General features: G+C 49.3%; 16 protein-coding genes. 8 read left to right on the plus strand and 8 right to left on the minus strand.

Features of this window, described 5'->3' with window-relative positions:
- The first annotated feature begins 74 nt into the window (after nucleotides 1–74).
- Entirely contained in the window at nucleotides 75–614 is a 540-nt protein-coding gene (locus V2I46_04690) for a DUF2148 domain-containing protein (GenBank protein MEE4176787.1), read from the plus strand.
- Between the two features lie 236 nt (nucleotides 615–850).
- The gene (gene tpx, locus V2I46_04695; GenBank protein MEE4176788.1) at nucleotides 851–1,363 is read left to right on the plus strand and encodes a thiol peroxidase; all 513 of its coding nucleotides are present in this window, start codon (nucleotides 851–853) and stop codon (nucleotides 1,361–1,363) included.
- Between the two features lie 71 nt (nucleotides 1,364–1,434).
- On the opposite strand, the gene dnaK is transcribed toward tpx, so the two are convergent.
- From dnaK to rpmB, 4 genes are all read right to left on the minus strand, one after another.
- Nucleotides 1,435–3,339, minus strand: coding sequence for a molecular chaperone DnaK (gene dnaK, locus V2I46_04700; GenBank protein ID MEE4176789.1), 1,905 nt, complete (start codon nucleotides 3,337–3,339; stop codon nucleotides 1,435–1,437).
- Between the two features lie 150 nt (nucleotides 3,340–3,489).
- Nucleotides 3,490–5,934, minus strand: coding sequence for a TonB-dependent receptor (locus tag V2I46_04705; GenBank protein ID MEE4176790.1), 2,445 nt, complete (start codon nucleotides 5,932–5,934; stop codon nucleotides 3,490–3,492).
- 113 nt (nucleotides 5,935–6,047) lie between these two features.
- On the minus strand, nucleotides 6,048–6,701 hold the full coding sequence (locus V2I46_04710; protein MEE4176791.1) for a carboxypeptidase-like regulatory domain-containing protein: 654 nt from the start codon (nucleotides 6,699–6,701) through the stop codon (nucleotides 6,048–6,050).
- Between the two features lie 176 nt (nucleotides 6,702–6,877).
- Entirely contained in the window at nucleotides 6,878–7,114 is a 237-nt protein-coding gene (rpmB, locus tag V2I46_04715) for a 50S ribosomal protein L28 (protein MEE4176792.1), read from the minus strand.
- A 654-nt stretch (nucleotides 7,115–7,768) separates the two neighbouring features.
- Here rpmB and V2I46_04720 point away from each other — a divergent pair.
- The gene (locus tag V2I46_04720; GenBank protein ID MEE4176793.1) at nucleotides 7,769–9,070 is read left to right on the plus strand and encodes a mechanosensitive ion channel domain-containing protein; all 1,302 of its coding nucleotides are present in this window, start codon (nucleotides 7,769–7,771) and stop codon (nucleotides 9,068–9,070) included.
- Nucleotides 9,071–9,129: 59 nt separating this feature from the next.
- The gene (locus V2I46_04725) at nucleotides 9,130–9,636 is read left to right on the plus strand and encodes a DnaJ domain-containing protein (protein MEE4176794.1); all 507 of its coding nucleotides are present in this window, start codon (nucleotides 9,130–9,132) and stop codon (nucleotides 9,634–9,636) included.
- Nucleotides 9,637–9,646: 10 nt separating this feature from the next.
- Here V2I46_04725 and V2I46_04730 read toward each other — a convergent pair whose 3' ends face one another.
- The 4 genes from V2I46_04730 to V2I46_04745 form a co-directional block, all read right to left on the minus strand.
- Entirely contained in the window at nucleotides 9,647–10,393 is a 747-nt protein-coding gene (locus tag V2I46_04730) for a shikimate dehydrogenase (protein ID MEE4176795.1), read from the minus strand.
- Between the two features lie 5 nt (nucleotides 10,394–10,398).
- The gene (locus V2I46_04735; protein MEE4176796.1) at nucleotides 10,399–11,340 is read right to left on the minus strand and encodes a DUF368 domain-containing protein; all 942 of its coding nucleotides are present in this window, start codon (nucleotides 11,338–11,340) and stop codon (nucleotides 10,399–10,401) included.
- A gap of 166 nt (nucleotides 11,341–11,506) precedes the next feature.
- Nucleotides 11,507–12,292 (minus strand): phosphosulfolactate synthase, encoded by a 786-nt coding sequence (locus V2I46_04740; GenBank protein ID MEE4176797.1) that lies wholly within the window; start codon nucleotides 12,290–12,292, stop codon nucleotides 11,507–11,509.
- Nucleotides 12,293–12,315: 23 nt separating this feature from the next.
- Nucleotides 12,316–13,713, minus strand: coding sequence for a tetratricopeptide repeat protein (locus V2I46_04745; protein MEE4176798.1), 1,398 nt, complete (start codon nucleotides 13,711–13,713; stop codon nucleotides 12,316–12,318).
- A gap of 278 nt (nucleotides 13,714–13,991) precedes the next feature.
- Between V2I46_04745 and ffh the strand changes: the two genes are divergently transcribed.
- The 4 genes from ffh to V2I46_04765 all read left to right on the plus strand — a co-directional run bounded on the left by ffh (nucleotide 13,992) and on the right by V2I46_04765 (nucleotide 19,077).
- Nucleotides 13,992–15,332, plus strand: coding sequence for a signal recognition particle protein (gene ffh, locus V2I46_04750; protein MEE4176799.1), 1,341 nt, complete (start codon nucleotides 13,992–13,994; stop codon nucleotides 15,330–15,332).
- A 205-nt stretch (nucleotides 15,333–15,537) separates the two neighbouring features.
- Complete coding sequence (gene folD, locus V2I46_04755) at nucleotides 15,538–16,419, plus strand: bifunctional methylenetetrahydrofolate dehydrogenase/methenyltetrahydrofolate cyclohydrolase FolD (protein MEE4176800.1); 882 nt, start codon at nucleotides 15,538–15,540, stop codon at nucleotides 16,417–16,419.
- Between the two features lie 2 nt (nucleotides 16,420–16,421).
- Nucleotides 16,422–17,078 (plus strand): 7-carboxy-7-deazaguanine synthase QueE, encoded by a 657-nt coding sequence (locus V2I46_04760; GenBank protein MEE4176801.1) that lies wholly within the window; start codon nucleotides 16,422–16,424, stop codon nucleotides 17,076–17,078.
- A gap of 79 nt (nucleotides 17,079–17,157) precedes the next feature.
- The gene (locus V2I46_04765; GenBank protein MEE4176802.1) at nucleotides 17,158–19,077 is read left to right on the plus strand and encodes an OmpA family protein; all 1,920 of its coding nucleotides are present in this window, start codon (nucleotides 17,158–17,160) and stop codon (nucleotides 19,075–19,077) included.
- The last annotated feature ends 2 nt before the right edge of the window (nucleotides 19,078–19,079 follow it).

The raw sequence follows: 19,079 nt of genomic DNA on the forward strand, positions 1-19,079 counted from the left end.
GTGTTTTTGTTTTGTGGCCCGGCATTAGGTTTAATGCCGGGCTTTTTCCCCTGTTTTTCTTAAAATCCCATTCAATGGCCCATATCAAAGAGAATGATCTTCGGAAGGAAGCCCTGATCGATGTGGCAAAAAAAATGGTAATTGCCGCCCGCACTGCCCCTAAGGCCCGGGGAATGGACAACCTGGCTATGGCCATATTGACCGATAATGAGCTCCAACAACTCTGTAAGACCACCAAAGAAATTGGCGATCGCGAACAAAACCATATTTTCCTGCGCGACGCTGTCAATGTGCTCAATGGAGCAGATGTTGTGGTCCTCATAGGCACCCGAATTAAGGTGCTCGGGTTGAAGTATTGCGGTTTGTGCGGATATACCGATTGCGCCACCAAGGGAAAGCATCCCGAGGTGCCTTGCATATTCAACCCGTCCGACCTTGGCATTGCCGTGGGATCGGCCGTTGCCCTTGCAGCCGATCACCGGGTTGACTCAAGGGTGATGTACACCATTGGAATGGCTGCCCGCGAAATGAATATCCTGGGTGAGGAGTATAAAATTATTTATGGTATTCCGCTTAGCGCCACTTCCAAAAACCCTTTCTTCGACAGGAAATAGACCTCTTTATTAATTTTTTATCCGTAAGTTTCTTTCTACAAATTAGAAAAACTTTTATTTATTGCAGATAAAAACCTTCTTTTTTTTACTTTTGATTAAATTCAGTTGAATAATATGCTATTTGTTGTTCCTCTGGAATTTTTCTCTTACGCTTAGGCAAAGGGAAGCCACGGGACACTTTTTCTGCAACCGGAAGCAAGTGCCGCTTTAAATTCTAGTAACAAAAATAGTATAACATGAAAAGAACATCCAATTTAGTGACATTCGGTGGAAACCCTGTGACCCTAATGGGAAAGATGGTGAAACCCGGAAGCAATGCAAAGAACTTTATCGCCCTTGGAGCTGATCTCAAGCCTGTCAGCCTGAGCGACTATCAGGGAAAGGTACGCATCATCTCTTCCGTTCCCAGTGTCGACATGGGCGTATGTGCGGCCCAAACCCGCCGTTTCAATCAGGAGGCAGGCAATTTAGGGAATGTACAGATCATCACCATCTCCTGCGACCTGCCATATGCCCTGAAGCGTTTCTGCGATGCTGAAGGTATCGACAAAATCATCACCGTTTCCGACCACAAGGATACCGACTTTGGGATCAAATATGGCTTCCTGATTGAGGAAATGCGGTTGCTGGCGCGAGGCGTCATTGTCATTGACCGCGATGATACTGTTAAATATTTGGAAATCGTGAAGGAGATTGGGAACGAACCTGATTATGAAAAAGCCCTTGAGGTGGTCAGGAAACTCATTTAAAAAGTATCCTTTCCCGAAAAGAAAAAGGGGTTGAGCCTGAGCTTAACCCCTTTTGTATTTATGAAGTGTTGTTATTTTACTTCTTCAAAATCAACGTCGGTTACTTCGCCGTCGTCTTTTCCCTGGTCGCCGGGGGTTGATTGCTGCTGCTCGGCTCCGGGTTGACCTTCTTGCTGAGTGGCCTGGTACATTTCTGCACTGGCGGCTTGCCAGGCATTGTTCAGGGCAGCCATGGTGGTGTCAATAGCAGCAAGGTCCTTGTTCTTATGAGCTTCCTTCAGGTCAGCCAGGGCCTTCTCAATGGGCTCCTTCTTGTCTGCAGGAACCTTGTCGCCAAATTCCTTCAACTGTTTTTCTGTCTGGAAGATCAGTCCGTCAGCAGTATTCAGCTTGTCTATCTCTTCCTTCAGCTTCCGGTCCTTTTCGGCGTTTTCTTCAGCTTCCTTCTTCATGCGCTCGATCTCGCTGTCGCTGAGGCCACTCGAGGCTTCAATGCGGATTTGCTGCGATTTGCCGGTAGCTTTATCCTTGGCCGAAACGTTCAGGATTCCATTGGCGTCAATGTCAAAGGTGACTTCAATTTGCGGAAGGCCACGGGGTGCCGGTGGGATGCCATCGAGGTGGAAGCGTCCAATGGTGCGGTTGTCGCGTGCCATGGGACGTTCTCCCTGAAGAATATGGATCTCTACGGAGGTTTGGTTGTCAGAAGCCGTCGAGAAGACCTCGGTTTTCTTGGTGGGGATGGTGGTGTTGGCTTCAATAAGCTTGGTCATCACCCCGCCCAGGGTCTCTATACCCAGTGAAAGCGGCGTAACGTCGAGCAGCAACACATCCTTAATCTCCCCTGTCAGCACAGCACCCTGGATAGCAGCGCCCACTGCAACCACCTCATCGGGGTTCACCCCTTTCGAGGGCTTCTTGCCAAAGAATTTCTCAACCACTTCCTGAATCTTGGGGATACGGGTCGAACCGCCCACCAGGATTACTTCGTCAATGTCGCTGGAAGTGTAGTTTGCATCTTTCAGGGCAAGCTTACAAGGCTCAAGGGTGGCCTGAACATACTTGTCGATCAACTGCTCGAACATGCTGCGTGATAATGTGCGCACCAGGTGCTTTGGAATACCGTCAACAGGCATAATATAGGGCAGGTTGATCTCGGTACTGGTTGAACTCGAGAGTTCGATCTTGGCCTTTTCAGCAGCTTCCTTCAGGCGTTGCAAGGCCATGGCATCTTTACGCAAGTCAATGCCTTCGTCTTTTTTGAATTCATCTGCCAGCCAGTCGATGATGGCGTTATCAAAGTCATCGCCCCCCAGGTGGGTGTCACCATGGGTCGATTTTACCTCGAACACCCCGTCGCCCAGCTCCAGGATAGAGATGTCAAATGTACCGCCACCCAAGTCAAAGACGGCAACTTTCATATCCTTGTTTTTTTTGTCGAGGCCATATGCAAGCGATGCCGCGGTAGGCTCGTTAATGATACGGCGAACCTTCAGCCCGGCAATTTCACCGGCTTCCTTGGTGGCCTGACGCTGTGAGTCGTTAAAGTAAGCAGGAACCGTAATGACGGCCTCAGTCACTTCCTGTCCCAGGTAATCTTCAGCGGTTTTTTTCATTTTCTGAAGTACCATGGCCGAAATTTCCTGGGGCGTATACAAACGGTCGTCAATCTTTACGCGCGGGGTGTTGTTGTCACCCTTCACCACAGAATAGGTCGCCCGGCTTCGTTCCTTTATAGAAGAGTCAAAGGTCTCACCCATCAAACGCTTGATAGAGCTGATGGTCTTGGTGGGATTTATGATGGCCTGCCGCTTTGCAGGATCACCTACTTTCCTTTCGCCATTTTCGGTAAATGCCACAATGGAAGGAGTCGTGCGTCGTCCCTCACTGTTGGGGATCACCACAGGCTCATTACCCTCCATGACGGCTACACATGAGTTGGTTGTTCCTAAGTCAATACCAATAATTTTTCCCATTTTTATAATGTTTTTAATGTTCTCGGTTGGTTATTTTGGTCATTGACTTTCAATGATTGTGCCAACCTCCTTTTTGAGGCCATTTTGGAAAATATGTCCACTTATTTGAGGCTTAAGGCTGACAAGGAGGTGACAAAAAGGCAGGAATTATCAGAACCGCGCCACAAGTTTTACATTGATCAGGCGGCTGGTCAGGTAATTTGGCACGGCAAACAAACGGTTCTCCACATCCCTGATCCATAAATAAGATATGGTGTTATTCATCTCCAGCAGGTTAAACACCTCTGCTGAGATCCACATATTGTTGAAATGCCGCAAGGGGTTGCGTTCCGAAAAGCTGGTATTTTCGCTGATAAGCTGTTTGGAGAAGCCAATGTCGACCCTGCGGTAAGCCGGCATGCGCAAGGTGTCGCGTTGGCGTTCATAGGTTGGTGGCCCAAAGGGAAGGCCAGTGCCAAAGATAAAGCCCACCTGCACCTTATAGGATGGATTACGTGGCAGGAAATCCTGGAAAAACAGACTGAAATTCAACCGCTGGTCGGTGGGGCGAGGGATATATCCTGCTGGCACCTGGTTGCCTTCGTCATCGGTGTAAAAGGCCCCCTCGATCTGCTCGGCGGTTTTCATCAGCGACAGGCTCGCCCATGACTCCACCCCGGGGACAAACTCACCGTTCACCTTCATGTCAAGCCCTGTGGCATAGCCCGAGGCCAGGTTCTCGGCATAATACCGGATCCTGACATTGTCGAGTTCATAGGGGATCAGGTTGTTGAGCTGCTTGTAGTAAATTTCGGTGGTGTATTTGAAGGGACGGTTCCAGGCTGTAAAATTGTATTCAGAACCCAACACAAAGTGGATAGACTCCTGGGCTTCAATATCATAGTTAAGTTCGCCCTTAAAGTTGCGCAACTCCCGGTAAAAGGGCGGCTGGTGATAATAGCCTGCCGAAGCCCTGAACACCAGGCGAGGCCAGACCAGAGGCTTATAGAGAAGGGTGGCCCGGGGACTTAGCAGGAATTGCTGATTAAAGTCCCAGTAGTTTATGCGCAGCCCCGCCGTAAGCGAAAATCTGCCATGGTTGCGGTCAATGTCCCAGGTGTTTTGCACAAAGCCCGACAGACGATTGGTCTTGAGTCCGATACGTGCTGAAATGGTATCCTGCAGAAGGATTTGTCCTCCGGGAGGTCGTGGCAGTGAATACCCTGAAGAATCAATCAGGGTCCATTCCTGCAGCCGGTCGAAGATGTCCTCGTGCTGGAATTTAAGCCCCCACCGCAATACCCGGTCTTCACTTACCCAGTCGCCGCGGTGTTCTGCATTCCACACAATGGCATTCAGGTAATTGCGTGCGTGATTGAGAAAAGATCCAACCCCCAGCGCTTCGCCTGTGGGCTGGCCAAAACCGTCCTGACTCATATCCGTCTCCACCCTGTAGAGCCAGTATTGCCCAAGGATGTCAAAATTTTCGGTCTCGTCAGTTTGGAAAACGCTGGCAGTAAGGCGAAGGTTAATTTCCTCCACAGGCTTGTACTTCAGTGACAGGGCGCCCATGGCTGTGACAAACTTGTCCACCTCCTGCCCATCGAAATATACCGTGAGTTGCCTGACCTCTGTAGCCGTTCCAAAACGGGTGTTCTGAACCACGGGCTGAAACAGGTAACGGTTGTTGCTGAAATTTCCCAGAAAGCTGATCTCCAGCTTATTGCTCAGGTCGTGGGTCACCAGTGCCTGCACATCCGAGAACGAGGGCTTATAATCGCCCTTGGTGTCGAGGGTGCCCAGCAGGTATTGGTTCGATTTATGCCGAAGTCCGAAAAGTAAAGTCGTCTTTTTGTTTTCCGTAAGCCCCTCCAGGTGTAAGGAGCCTTCCAGCAGGCTCATTGAGAACGAGCCGGCAAAGGCTTCAGGCTTCCGATACTCAATGTCGAGCACTGATGACATCTTGTCACCGAAGCGGGCTTCAAAGCCCCCGGCCGAGAAGTTGATGCTGCTGATCAGGTCGCTGTTCAGGAAACTCAGCCCTTCCTGCTGCCCCGACCGCACGAGGAACGGCCTGTAGATTTCGATGTCGTTTACATACACCAGGTTCTCGTCGAAGTTACCCCCCCTGACGGAATACTGAGAGGAGAGCTCGGTTGTTGATGAAACACCCGGCAAGGTCTTTACCAGCCCTTCCACACCACTGGAGGGCCCTGGCAACACCGCCACCAGCTTGGGGTCGAGGCGGGTGATATCGGTAGAAAGGATTTGTCTTTCGCGCACCTCCACATCGGGCAAATCGGTCAAGGAGGCTTCCAGGGTGATGTTGATCCGACGGCTCTCACCAGCACTTACGGTAAAAGCGATCCGCCGCGATACATATCCCAGGTGCGATACCAGCAGTGCAGCCGGTCCGGGCGACACTTTTAGCCTGAAATAGCCCGCTTCATTGCTGGTCGTGCCCGTGGTTGTATTTTCCAAAGCCACGTTTACAAACTCAAGCGGAGCCCCCTGCTCGCTGAGGATAAAGCCTTCTACCCACGACTGTTGGGCAAGCGAGGAAAGACTGGGTAAACCCAGGAAAAGAAAAAGGAAGATGTAACGGACTTGCTTCACCTGGCAAAAATAATAAAAAGCCCTTTGCGGTCTCTTGCGTAATTCACGGAAAGACCCTTGTTTGACTCAAATAATAACAGCGGGAAAAAAGAAATATTGCTTTCGCGCGAATATTAATCGCTGCGCTTAAATTTGCCTTCACGCCAGGCCTTGAAGAACTCGGCCCAGGCAAAGGGGTCGAAGATACGCATGGGTGGGGCCTGCCCTGCATAATACAGTCGCTGGGATTGCTGTTGCATGGCGTGGCGGTAGTTCATGCCTCCGTCCATAGGCATTTTCTGCATGCGCTCCTTCATTTCTGCCCGCGCCAGGTTGCGCATCGCACGGTCGTAATCATCGTCGGGGATTTCCGCATGAATGAAGGCGTGGCGAAACTGTTCACGGGTGGGCCAGGGATATATGACGGTTTCCGTCAGGTAAACCGTATCACGACTCATGACCTGTATGGCTGAATACCGGGGCTGGCTCAGGGTGTCGGGCACTACAAAAAGTACTTCCTTGAAGCCCACCGAAGAGAACCGGAGGGTGTCGCGCTCATACACCGCTATGGAGAAAAACCCGTAAAAATCAGTGATGGTACCACGGCGAGTGTTTTTGACCCAAACCGTAGTATAGGGCACCGGGGCCAGGCTGTCGCCCGTCACCACCAAGCCAGAAAACTGGATGACCCGCCGGGGAATCCGCTGAGCCTGCAACGACAGGACCGATATGAAAAATATCAGCCCGGTAAACAGGATCATAAAGGGAAGAAACTTTCGAAAGGTCATCGTGCCAGATAAAAACAAAAGGTAAAATTAACGATAAACTGTTTACAAGCCAAAAACAGCCCCATGCTTGCAGTCGTTTTATGTAAATTTAACAAGGAAACCCCCGCAATTACTGGCAAAAAAAAAGCTGTCGATTCGCTCCGACAGCCTTATTTTTTCCTTTCAGGAAGATAATATTATTGCATGAAGCCTTTTTTGCGGGCTTCCTGGATGCAGGCATAGATCCCTTTTTTGTTGATGATCCTGATCCCTTTTGCAGACACCTTCAGGGTGACCCAGCGATTCTCTTCCGGCACGAAAAACTTCTTCTCCTGGATATTGGGATAAAACCAGCGCTTGGTTTTAATATTTGAGTGCGAAACGTTATGACCAACAATGGGCTTTTTCCCGGTTATCTGACAAATTCGTGACATCTCTGAAAATATTTTTTGTTCTGACTGTAATCTCTACTTTTTTAAGGGAGTGCAAAGTACGGCATTTTTTTTCAGATAGACAAATGTTTTTATTTTTTTGTTTTTCAAAAACTACATCCGTTCTGAAACCACGGTCACGTGACTTTTCCCGTATATTTCTTGCTTGCCCTGCCTCCCTTTTTTCTTCGGGGCACCTGGAGTAAAAAAGTTTCGCCTGTTTTTGATAATACCTTTCTGCCTTTCAGGAATGATTGCCTGCAAAGATAGGCATTTTTATAAGCTATTGACAATCTTCCCAAATGGTTCAGCAATGGGGCTTTCAGCGAATCTTATCCTTTCTTAAACCTTACCACGTTCATAGTTAATACGGAGTTAATACGGAGTTTATACGGTTTAAACCGTATAAACTCCGTATTAACTATGAGCCAGACAGGTCTTTCTTCAAAAAAGGACAGGTCCTTTTTCCGGGAAATTCGCCGGATGGAAGTTACCTTGGCAGAATTGAGCCAATACATTGTATTTATCAGTTAAATAGTTTTTTGCTCATTTGCCAGTTTGCGGGTTTGGGTTCGTGAAGACAGGGCTTCCTCGCTTATTTTCTTTTTTGGTTAAAAAGAATGATATTTGTGGATTGTTAGAAAAAAAGACAGGGGTATGCAATTATTAGTGGTTCAGTTTCTGGAAAGGTTTGCCGAAAAACTTTTTAATGGCATTGGCTTGCCTGCCGAAGCCGTCTCTTCTTTTAAGGTCGTCTTTTTTATTCTCGTGTTGGTTGTGCTGAGCTGGGTTGCAAACTGGATCGCCAAGCAGGTTATCCTGGTGGTGCTCACCAAGGTGATACGCCGCAGCCCAAACCGCTGGGATGATGTTTTCCTCGACAAAAAGGTGTTTTCGCGCATGTCGCACCTGGCTCCTGTGGTCATTATCTTTTGGTTTGGAAGGGCTTTGTTGTCAGAATACCCTGAATTGGTCGACAGGATATACCTGATTACCAATGTCTATATTATCATTGTGGTGACCATGGTGAGCTTTGCCGTGCTCAATGCATTGGAAACCATTTACGAGAACTTCGATATTTCGAAGACCAGGCCCATCAAGGGGTACATGCAGGTGCTGAAGATCCTCGGTATTTTTGTAGTGGTTATTCTCATTTTTTCATTGGTGCTAGACCGCTCTCCCAGATTACTGCTTACCGGCTTGGGGGCTGCGTCGGCGGTGCTGATGCTGATCTTTCGCGACACCATCCTGAACTTTGTGGGCGGGGTGCAGGTGACGGCCAACAACCTGGTGCAGATCGGCGACTGGATCGAAATGCCTAAATACGGCGCCGATGGCGATGTGATTGAGATTAACCTGAATACGGTCAAAGTACAGAATTTTGACCGTACTATTACCACCATTCCCACCTATGCCCTGGTGTCAGACTCCTTCAGGAACTGGCGTGGCATGGTTCAATCGGGCGGAAGGCGCATCAAACGGGCCATAAACATTGATGCCAAAAGTATTAAGGTGTGCGATGAAGAAATGCTTGAAAAGTTTGAAAAGGTTTACTTGCTGAAGGATTACATTAAGCAAAAAAAGGAAGAAGTTGAAAAATACAACCGGGAAAATGATTTTGATGGAAGCATCTCGATTAACGGTCGCAGGCTGACCAATATCGGCACCTTCCGGGCTTATATAAAAAATTACCTGGCCAACCATCCGCATATCCACAAGGACATGATCTTTATGGTTCGGCAACTGGCGCCCAGCGAAAAAGGGGTACCCCTGGAAGTGTATGCATTTACCAACGATATTGCCTGGGTGAATTACGAAAGTATTCAGAGCGATATTTTCGATCACATCTTATCGCGCATCTCATTCTTCGACCTGAAGGTGTTCCAGGATCCTTCTGAGATTTCGTTTAACATCGGGCAACTTACCACAGGCAAGGAGGGGGATGGCAAGGAAGTCTGATTTATTTGCTTGATTTTTTCTTGCCAAATATGTAACTTTAGATAAAGATTCCAGGGAGCTTGGCAGATTATTACCAGATATTGGGTGTTTCACAAAATGCTTCGCAAGAAAGCATCAAGAAGGCTTTTCGCCAGAAGGCAAAGGCCTTGCATCCTGATGTGAACCCCGGGCAGTCGCCAGCTGAGTTTCTCCGGATCAATGAAGCCTACCAGGTACTTTCCGATAACCAAAAGCGCTATCAATACGATTTGCGGCTCAAATACGGGCATCCCGCTCAGCGGGTCTACTACAGGCCTGGAAACGTAAGTTCATATGCCAGGGTTTATTATGCGGCCAGGAAAAAGCAGGAGGAGGATGAGCAGCTCAGCCATTTTGAGCGGATCTTCGACAGCTTTATGTTTTTTTCGCTCCTGGTTGTGGGTTTGTTTGCCATTGGCTTTGGCATTTCGCGCCTTTGGCAGGAACCCATCGACGGGGTAAACCCCCTGAATGGCATTGTGCTGGGAGTGGTGCTGACCAGCCTGCTGGTGACAGGTTGGATCAAATGGAATAAGCTTTCGGAATAAATTCCCTTATTTATTGGTTCCAAATCTCCCAGGCCTCGAGGGCCTGGCCGATCAGCATGGCTTCGCCGTTGAGGGTTTTGCAGCCCTGTGCTTTTCCTTTTTTCAGGAAAAGGGTCTCTGTCGGATTGTAAACCAGGTCGAAGAGGAAGTGGCGGCTGTCGAGCCACTGATAAGGGATTGGAGGATATGTCTCCCAGTTGGGCATCATGCCCAGGGGGGTGGTGTTGATGATCAGGGTATGGCCAAGGATGACTTCCCTGTCGAGGTCATCATAGGACAGGATCTTTCTTCTTGAAGGCTTGCGCGAGACCAGGCGATATTCGCAACCCAGTTCTTTCAACACCCAGCATACGGCTTTTGAGGCACCGCCCGTGCCCAGTACTAGTGCTTTTTGCGGAAGCAGGGTTCCACTGGCGGTCAGGCTTTCCCGGAAGCCATCCACATCGGTATTGTAGCCAATAAGTTCCAGTTTGTTTTCTTTCCTGATAATGCGGATGGTATTGACTGCGTCTATTTCGAGGGCCGTCTTTTCGATGGCATTAAGAAAATTGATTACTTCTTCCTTGTAGGGGATGGTCACGTTGAGGCCTGCAAGTTCAGGTTCAAATTCCAGCAGAGCAGGAAGTTCCTCAATGCTTTCGATGGGAAAATTCTTATATACCGCATCGGTGATGTTTTCCCTGCGGAATTTTTCGTTAAAGAACCGGGCCGACCAGGAGTGACCCAGGGGATATCCGATAAGGCCAAAGATGCGCATTTGTTTCAGGCTTTTTCGCCTACCCCGTGGGTAAGCTTTTCAAAAATAAATATTAATAAAAGCCCAGCCAGGGCGCATACCAGGATGGGGATCATTTGGGTGCTCTGCCCGGTGATCTCTGCAAAGCGGGCCGGGGCGATGCTTTTTTCGAGGAAAGGCACCAGTTCACCATGGCTGTTAAGCCGTTCTTCAAGAACCTGTTTCCACGGCCATAGCTTGTTGAGTGAACCGATCATAAAGCCGGTAAGCAGGGCCAGGGTGGCATTATGGAATTTACGGAACAGCCAGGAGATGACGTTGGAAAAAGCAACAATGCCTACAACACAACCGATACCAAAAATCACCAATACCATCACCTTGAATTCTTTTACGGCATTGAGGATGTATTCGTATTTACCCATCAGCAGCAGGATAAAACTGCCAGATATGCCGGGCAGGATCATGGCGCAAATGGCAATGGCCCCCGAAAGGAAAATGAACCACAAACCCTCGGGCGAAGTGGCCGGGGTGGCAATGGTGATGTAATATGCCAGGGCCGTTCCGCCCAATAACATCAGGATGGTCAAGGCATTCCATCGATTGATCTTCTTCCCTACAAAAATGGCTGAGCCAATGATGAGGCCAAAAAAGAATGCCCATACCAGCATCTGATGGTTGGTAAGCAGCCAGGAGATGAGACGGGCCAGCGAGAAAATGCTGAGAAGGATACCCGAGAAAACCGCCAGCAGAAAGTTGCCGTTGAGTTGTCTCCAGGCTGCCGCAAAACCTTCGCGGAAAAAGGTGCGTAACAGGGAGGCATTGACCGATTTAATGCTGTTGATGAGCTCTTCGTAAATGCCCGTAATAAAGGCAATGGTGCCCCCGGAAACTCCGGGGATGACATCGGCGGCACCCATGCCCATGCCTTTGGCGCCTATAACCAGGTAATCGGGCAGTCTTCGGCTCATATTACAGAATCAATTTTAAAAAGAAATGTGGTTTTTTTAATGATTTAACGACTCCTGGGGTTTCCTTTAAGTTCCTTAGTGGCGTGATTATTTCTTTTTGGAAGGCGAAGCTAGGGTTTTCTCCCCTGATAATAAAACCTTGTCCAAACCCAATGCACTACAAGTATTATTGGGGCGAAAGCTTGAAATGGTTGAAAGATTCGGGCAGGAAGTCAAAGAAGGTATCCCCGCGCAGACCCATTCGCAGGGTTTCAAGCGGGATGATGTCGGCAGGGGCGATGTTGCCCAGGTTGACGTTGTGGCCCAGCAGTTTCAGGAACCAAACCTGCTGGGGTTTCAGGGGGGCTTCCCAGATGACCTTTTCGGGGGGAATGGCTGCCAGGATATCATCAATCAAAGCGGTGTCGGCTTTCCCGCTTTTGTTGTAGATACCCACGGTACCGCTTTCGCGTGCTTCGGCAATCACGTAACTGCTGCCGGCGGCCAGTTCGGCTTTCATCTCGCTGCTCCAGGTGGAATGATCATATACCACCTCAGCTTCCTTGGCACCCACTTCTGACAAGACAATGCGGTCTTTTGCCAGTTGCTCGATGTATTTGCATTTCTGGTCATGGGGCAGGAGTATGGATCCGTCGGAAACTTCTGCAGCATCAACACCCAAGTGGTCGATCCACCGCAGGTAATCGTCTACCTGCCCCCGCACGGCATAGGCTTCAAAGAGTGTCCCGCCCACATAAACTTTGGTGCCGGTAGCCTGGTAAATTTTTACCTTTTCCTTGACATTGTGTGTGAAGACCGAAGTGCCGAAACCAAGCTTCAGGAAGTCGATAAGGTGGCCGGCAGTATCCATCAGGTCTTCGGCCTGGCGCAGGCTCAGTCCCTTATCCATGACCATTGTCACGCCCGTGATGCGTGGTTTGTCTTCGCGGAAGGGCAGGGGTTTTAATTCCATAACGTTATTATTTGTTTTGAATTTTAGGATCGGTAGAGGTCGACCAGGTCCATATAAGCGGGGATGGCTGCCAGGGCGGGGTATGCTTCCAGCAGGGCATCCTGCCCTTCGCGGTTGCGGGTGAGGGCTTCTTCGAGGAAATAGGCCCCCTCTTTGCCTTTGCCGCTCAGGAAAAGATAGGCTGCCAGGCGGTAGCGCAGGGTGTTATTGTCGGGTAGGGTCAGCAGCGAACGGCTGGCCACCAGGATGGCTTCCTCACGCTGGCCCGATTGCCACTGAGCCTCTGCATATTCAAACCAGGTCTCTTCGTCCTGGGGGTCAGATTCGAGGGCTTTTTCAAAGGTTTTCATCCCTTTCTCAGGTTCGCCTGCAGTGATGTAAGCATCGGCCAGCAGGCACAGATAGCCTGGGTTTTCGGGGTCAAGTTCAATGCCTCGTTCCAGGTAACGCAGGGCCTTGCGCGGGTTTCCTGCTTCCAGCTCACAAACCCCAAGGCCCATCCAGGCATCTACAATGGTGGGATCGATGCGGGTGGCACGGTGGTAATAATCGGCCGCCTTGGTATAGTCCTCCATCTTTTCGTAGCATTCACCTATGTAGTAAAACTTCATGCCGTCGGTTTCGTTCTGGGTGACCGATTTTTTGTACGCCTCCAGGGCTTCAGTAAACTGATTTAAGAGGCTGAGGGCATAGCCTTTGTGGAACCAGGAGTGCTCGTGGTCCTCGTCGATGGCAAGGGCATAATCGAAAGCCTCGAGGGCTTTTTCATACAAGCTGGCGTTGATAAACGACACACCCAGGTTAAACCAAGCCTCGACACTGTAGGGATGGCGGTCGATGAGTTTCTGGAAGAAGTCAATGCTTTCCTGGGTCAACGAAAGGAGGTCGAAGCAATAGGCTGCTTCATATATAGCCATATCGTTCTCAGGATTGATCTCCAGGGCCTTTTCCAGGTATTCGATGGTCTTTTTAAAATTGCCCAGGTTTTCGTATTCAAAAGCTATGTTGATATAGATGAAGTCGGGTTCTTCAGCATCGGGCAAGGCTTTCAGGTATTCTTCAATGGCCTTGTCGAAGTTGCGTATTTGGGAGTAAACGGCTCCCTTGATGAGGAAAACCTCACTGTTTGAGGGTTCCATCTTTTCTATCTCAGCCAGCAGCTCAAGGGCACGTTCTTCGCGGTTGAGGGTGGCCAGCAGCTGGGCTTTTTTCAGTAGCAACGCCATGGCACCATCGTGAACTTTAAGGGCATAATCAACCACTTTCAGAGCCCGGGTATAATTGCCACGGAACACGTAAAAGTCAATGACTTCCTCAAAGTCATCCACATCAAAATAAACGGACTGGCGAAGTTTTTCCTGTTCTTCGAACTTCTCAACCTGCCAGGGGATATTGATATTGTCTTCGATCTGATTCTTCATATTTACAAGGTCGCAGGCAGGGTATCTTACCGGGTGCCGGTCAAAAAATCCGCCCGTCAATTTCACTGCAAAGGTAATAAAAAAACAGGTCGTCAATGGAGAGGTTTTGCGACCCTCTTTCAGCATAAAATTACTAAGGAAACGATCACGGACTGGACGGTATTTCCCGATTTTTCAAATTGTTTTCCACACGGGTTGACAGGTTGAGGGAAGGCTTGCACTTCCCATGCGGATTTTCCGGATAAAAATGGTAATTTTGCAAAAATTTTACAGAGAATATGTTTGAAAGTTTAAGTGATAAGCTCGACAGGGCGTTTAAGTTGCTCAAAGGTCAGGGGCACATCAGTGAGATCAACGTTGCAGAGACACTGAAGGATGTCAGGCGGGCCCTGCTGGATGCCGATGTTAACTTTAAAATCGCCAAGACCTTTACCGATACGGTGAAGGAAAAAGCCCTGGGGCAGAATGTGCTCACCGCGGTTTCACCCGGACAACTGATGGTGAAGATAGTTCACGAGGAGCTGACCACCCTGATGGGCACTACAAATGAAGAGATCAACCTCAAAGGCAGCCCTGCCATCATCCTCATTGCTGGCCTTCAGGGGAGTGGTAAAACCACTTTCTCAGCGAAGCTTGCAAATTTCCTGAAGTCGAAGAAAAGCAAAAAGGTTTTACTGGTGGCAGGCGACGTATACCGTCCTGCAGCCATTGACCAGTTAAAGGTGCTTGGTGAGCAAATCGGTGTGGAGGTCTTTACAGAAGAAGGCAGCAAAGACCCGGTAGGCATTGCCAGAAAAGCTGTTGCCCACGCTAAGACCATGGGTCACCAAGTGGTGATTGTGGATACCGCTGGCCGTCTGGCCATCGATGCCCAGATGATGGATGAGATCTCTTCCCTGAAGAAGAACCTGAATCCCCAGGAGACCCTTTTTGTGGTGGATGCAATGACAGGTCAGGATGCCGTAAACACAGCCAAGACCTTTAATGACAGGCTCGACTTTGATGGGGTGGTGTTAACCAAACTGGACGGCGATACGCGCGGGGGTGCCGCCCTGACCATTCGTTCGGTCGTTGACAAACCCATCAAGTTTGTGGGTATCGGGGAGAAGATGGATGCCATCGACCTGTTCCACCCCAAACGTATGGCCGACAGGATCCTGGGCATGGGCGACATCGTGTCGCTTGTTGAAAAGGCACAGGAGCAGTTCGACGTAGAAGAGGCACGAAAATTGCAAAAGAAACTGGCCAAAAACCAGTTTAACTTTGATGACTTCCTGTCACAGCTGCAACAGATCAAAAAAATGGGTAACGTGAAGGACCTGATGGGGATGATCCCGGGTATGGGGAAGGCTCTGAAGGATATCGACATTGAAGATGATGCCTTTAAGAGCATTGAAGCCATTATTCATTCGATGACCCCTGCCGAGCGGAATGATCCTGCGCTGCTGAACGGTAACCGCCGCAAACGCATTGCCGATGGCAGCGGTACCACCATTACCGATGTAAACCGCCTGATCAAGCAATTTGAAGAAACCCGGAAGATGATGCGGGCGGTTACCACAGGAGGACAGGGAAAACTGATGAATATGATGAAAGGCAAGCCGGGGATGAGACGATAAGGCTAGGGGTTTGGAATTCGAATTCAGAAGTTTGGAGTTCAAGGTTTAGAGTTAAGGTTCAAGGTTCAGCGTTTAAGGTTCATGGCCGTGGACAATTATCAGCGTTTTTAAAGTTCCAGGGATAGAATAATTGGTAATTTTTTTTAGGTTTGAACCAGTTGTGTGCATTGTTTGTTAGGGTTTTGTATCCATAAAAACCAGCATTATGAAACTTATTGACGGAAAGAAGATTGCTGAAATCATTAAGGGAGAGATTGCGGCAGAAGTGTCAAAAATTAAAGATGCAGACGGCAAGGTGCCCCACCTGGCTGCCATCCTGGTAGGTGAAGACGCTGCCAGTCAAACCTATGTCAACAGTAAGGCGAAGGCCTGCCATGAGGTGGGTTTCGATTCTTCTACCTACCGGTTTCCTGCTGACATTTCAGAAGAAAAACTGCTGGAAACCGTCGATTTCATCAACAATGATCCTGAAATTGATGGCTTGATCGTACAATTACCTCTTCCTAAGCATATTGACAACCAAAAGATCATCCAGCGCATTCTTCCCAAGAAGGATGTGGATGGGTTCCACCCGATCAACGTGGGTCGGATGACCATCGGGCTTCCCGCCTATGTTTCAGCCACCCCCAATGGCATCATGCAATTGATTGAACGCAGTGGCATCAGGACCACGGGGATGAACTGCGTGGTGCTGGGCCGCAGCAATATCGTGGGCAAGCCCATGAGCATCCTTATGTCGCGCAATGCCGAGCCCGGTAATGCCACAGTGACGGTTTGCCACAGCAAGACTAAAAACCTCAAGGATATAACCTCACAGGCCGACATACTGATTGTGGCTATGGGTCAGCCTGAATTTGTGACGGCCGATATGGTGAAAGAAGGAGCCGTAGTGATCGATGTGGGTATTCATCGTGTGGAATCAGACAAGACAAAATCGGGATTTCGCCTCATTGGGGATGTAAAGTTTGATGAGGTGTCAAAAAAAGCCTCCCATATCACCCCGGTGCCCGGTGGAGTAGGCCCCATGACCATAGTTTCCCTGCTGATGAACACCCTGAAGGCAGCCAAAAAAGAAATTTACCCCTAATATTGTACCATCATAGTTTAACCAAGCTGTCGGCGCTTCAGCAGCAGTTGCTGACTGAAGGCCGTTTACTGCCCGTCATGGAGATGTTTTATTCGCTTCAGGGCGAAGGCTTTCATACGGGCAAGGCAGCTTCCTTTGTGCGTATCGGGGGCTGTGATGTGGGTTGCCACTGGTGCGATGTGAAGGAGTCGTGGGATGCCTCCCTGCATCCCCTTACACCCTCAGAGGAAATCGTTGAGACCGTCTGTTCTTATCCTGCCAAAGCGGTTGTGATTACCGGCGGGGAGCCTCTAATGTATAATCTGGATGTGCTGTGCAGTTTGCTGAGTGAACAAGGGATCGAGACCTTCCTCGAAACCTCGGGCGCTTATCCGTTGAGCGGCAAATTTGACTGGATCTGCCTTTCTCCAAAGTCGCAGCAGCCCCCGCGTTCAGATATGCTTCAAAAGGCCCATGAACTTAAAGTGATCATTCACGGAGATGCAGACTTTGAGTGGGCGGAAGAGAATGCAGGGCAGGTGCGCGAAAACTGCCTGTTGTTCCTGCAGCCCGAGTGGAGTCAGCATAAGATAATGCTTCCCCTGATTGTGGAATATGTGCAGAAAAATCCCCGCTGGATGGTTTCGCTGCAGTCGCATAAGTTTATGAATATTCCCTGACCTTTTTTTCTCCCGAAACTTTCCGTAAATTTGGCTGACAGGAGGTACAATGAAAAATCCTTTCCGCCTAACATTTTTGATGCTGCTGGTATTTTTTGCGGTGGACGGTTTTGCCCAGGGCGACGATCAGCTTACCACTCGCAATCAGCGTGCCCGAAAGTCGTTTGAGCGCGCCATTCAGTCATGGCGCCAACACGACGACAGCCGTACAATTACTGAACTTCGCCTGGCCATTGAGAGCGATCCTGACTTTGTGGAAGCCCACCTGTTGTTGGGTGAGGTGTATTTTTCCCGTGAATATTACCAGGAAAGCATCCCCAGCTACCAGCGAGCTTTGGAAATTGACCCAGATTTTTTCCCGCAGGCCCGGTATTACCTGGGCTCCTCGCTATTGAAAACAGGTCAGTATGCAGAAGCGAAAGAACAATTTCAGGCTTACCTTGGGCTGGAGAATATCAGCGAGAACCTGAAAAATGCCTCTGAAGCCGGTCTTAAAACTTGTGAGTTTGCCCTTAAGTCCATGGCTAATCCAGTGCCTTTCAACCCAGGCAACCTTGGAGATTCTATCAACTCAGTATTTCCTGAATACAGTCCCACGCTGACCACGGATGAACGGACCCTGATCTTTACGCGGAAGATCCCGCGGATGGAAAGCTACGGGCCCTCGGCTAATCATTTCCATGAGGATTTCTTTATCAGCCAGATGGGAGAAGAGGGATGGTCAGCTGCGAGCAATCTTGGGCCGCCCATCAATACCGGCGGAAATGAAGGGGCGCAAAGCCTTTCGGCCGACGGGCGTCACCTCTTTTTTACCGCTTGCAACCGTCAGGATGGGATGGGTAGTTGCGATATTTATTTTGCCCAGCGAACGGGTCGCGAATGGAGTTTCCCAGCCAACCTGGGTCCTGTTGTCAATAGCGGGGCCTGGGACTCCCAACCATCCATTTCGCCCGATGGCAAGACCCTGTTTTTTTCCAGTGCCCGCAATGGTAGCCTCGGGAAAATGGATATTTGGCAAACTACCTTAGGTGAAGATGGCGAGTGGTCATATCCAATAAACCTTGGCCCTGGTATAAATACGGAAGGACGAGAAATGTCTCCTTTCATCCATCCTGATAACGAGACCCTGTTTTTTGCTTCTGATGGCCATCCGGGGATGGGTGGATTGGATATTTTTTTCAGCCGGCGCGATTCTCTGGGCCAATGGTCTGAACCCGTTAATCTTGGCTACCCCATCAACTCATACGGTGACGAATTTTCACTGATTGTGGGGGCAGGAGGAATCAATGCTTATTTTGCCTCTGACCTTTACGGGGGTTTTGGGGATACCGACATTTATCATTTTGAGTTGTATGAGGCGGCGCGGCCTACCCCGGTGACCTTTATGCGTGGGGTGGTATTTGATAAGGAAAATGGCCATAAATTGCGGGCCACTTTTGAACTCACTGAACTTGAAACGGGGCAGGTCATCATGGAATCCACTTCTGACCGGCAGACCGGAGAGTTTCTGGTTGCCATTCCCACAGGGAAATTGCTGGGGCTGAACGTGTCGCACCCGGATTTCCTGTTTTTCTCCGAACACTTCAGCTATGAAGAAACCAGAACAGGGGCGGATCCTTATTTGCGCGACATTCCCTTGCATCCCATCAGGGAAGGGGAAGCCGTGGTGTTGCGCAACATTTTCTTTGACACCGATCGTTATGACTTGAAGCCGGCTTCTGAGGCCGAGCTGCTTAGGCTGGTGAGACTTCTGCAAAGCAACCCACGCATGAGAATTGAGATTAGCGGACATACAGATAACGTGGGTTCGGATGCTTATAACCTAGAACTTTCCAAAAATCGGGCACAAAGTGTCATGCAATTCCTCATTGATGCAGGGATTGATAAAAGCCGGTTGAGTTTTGAGGGTTATGCCGATACCCAGCCTCTTGACAACAATGACACGGAGGAAGGCCGGGCCAATAACAGACGCACCGAATTCAAAATAATGGATTTTTAAAC

Source organism: Bacteroides sp., from assembly GCA_036351255.1.
In the GTDB taxonomy this organism is placed as follows: Bacteria; Bacteroidota; Bacteroidia; order Bacteroidales; family UBA7960; genus UBA7960.

Bases quoted from the DNA above. Each gene is read 5' to 3' on its own strand.
- V2I46_04690 (MEE4176787.1), top strand. From the start codon at position 75: ATGGCCCATATCAAAGAGAATGATCTTCGGAAGGAAGCCCTGATCGAT.
- tpx (MEE4176788.1), top strand. From the start codon at position 851: ATGAAAAGAACATCCAATTTAGTGACATTCGGTGGAAACCCTGTGACC.
- dnaK (MEE4176789.1), bottom strand. From the start codon at position 3,339: ATGGGAAAAATTATTGGTATTGACTTAGGAACAACCAACTCATGTGTA.
- V2I46_04710 (MEE4176791.1), bottom strand. From the start codon at position 6,701: ATGACCTTTCGAAAGTTTCTTCCCTTTATGATCCTGTTTACCGGGCTG.
- rpmB (MEE4176792.1), bottom strand. From the start codon at position 7,114: ATGTCACGAATTTGTCAGATAACCGGGAAAAAGCCCATTGTTGGTCAT.
- V2I46_04720 (MEE4176793.1), top strand. From the start codon at position 7,769: ATGCAATTATTAGTGGTTCAGTTTCTGGAAAGGTTTGCCGAAAAACTT.
- V2I46_04730 (MEE4176795.1), bottom strand. From the start codon at position 10,393: ATGCGCATCTTTGGCCTTATCGGATATCCCCTGGGTCACTCCTGGTCG.
- V2I46_04735 (MEE4176796.1), bottom strand. From the start codon at position 11,340: ATGAGCCGAAGACTGCCCGATTACCTGGTTATAGGCGCCAAAGGCATG.
- V2I46_04740 (MEE4176797.1), bottom strand. From the start codon at position 12,292: ATGGAATTAAAACCCCTGCCCTTCCGCGAAGACAAACCACGCATCACG.
- V2I46_04745 (MEE4176798.1), bottom strand. From the start codon at position 13,713: ATGAAGAATCAGATCGAAGACAATATCAATATCCCCTGGCAGGTTGAG.
- ffh (MEE4176799.1), top strand. From the start codon at position 13,992: ATGTTTGAAAGTTTAAGTGATAAGCTCGACAGGGCGTTTAAGTTGCTC.
- folD (MEE4176800.1), top strand. From the start codon at position 15,538: ATGAAACTTATTGACGGAAAGAAGATTGCTGAAATCATTAAGGGAGAG.
- V2I46_04765 (MEE4176802.1), top strand. From the start codon at position 17,158: ATGCTGCTGGTATTTTTTGCGGTGGACGGTTTTGCCCAGGGCGACGAT.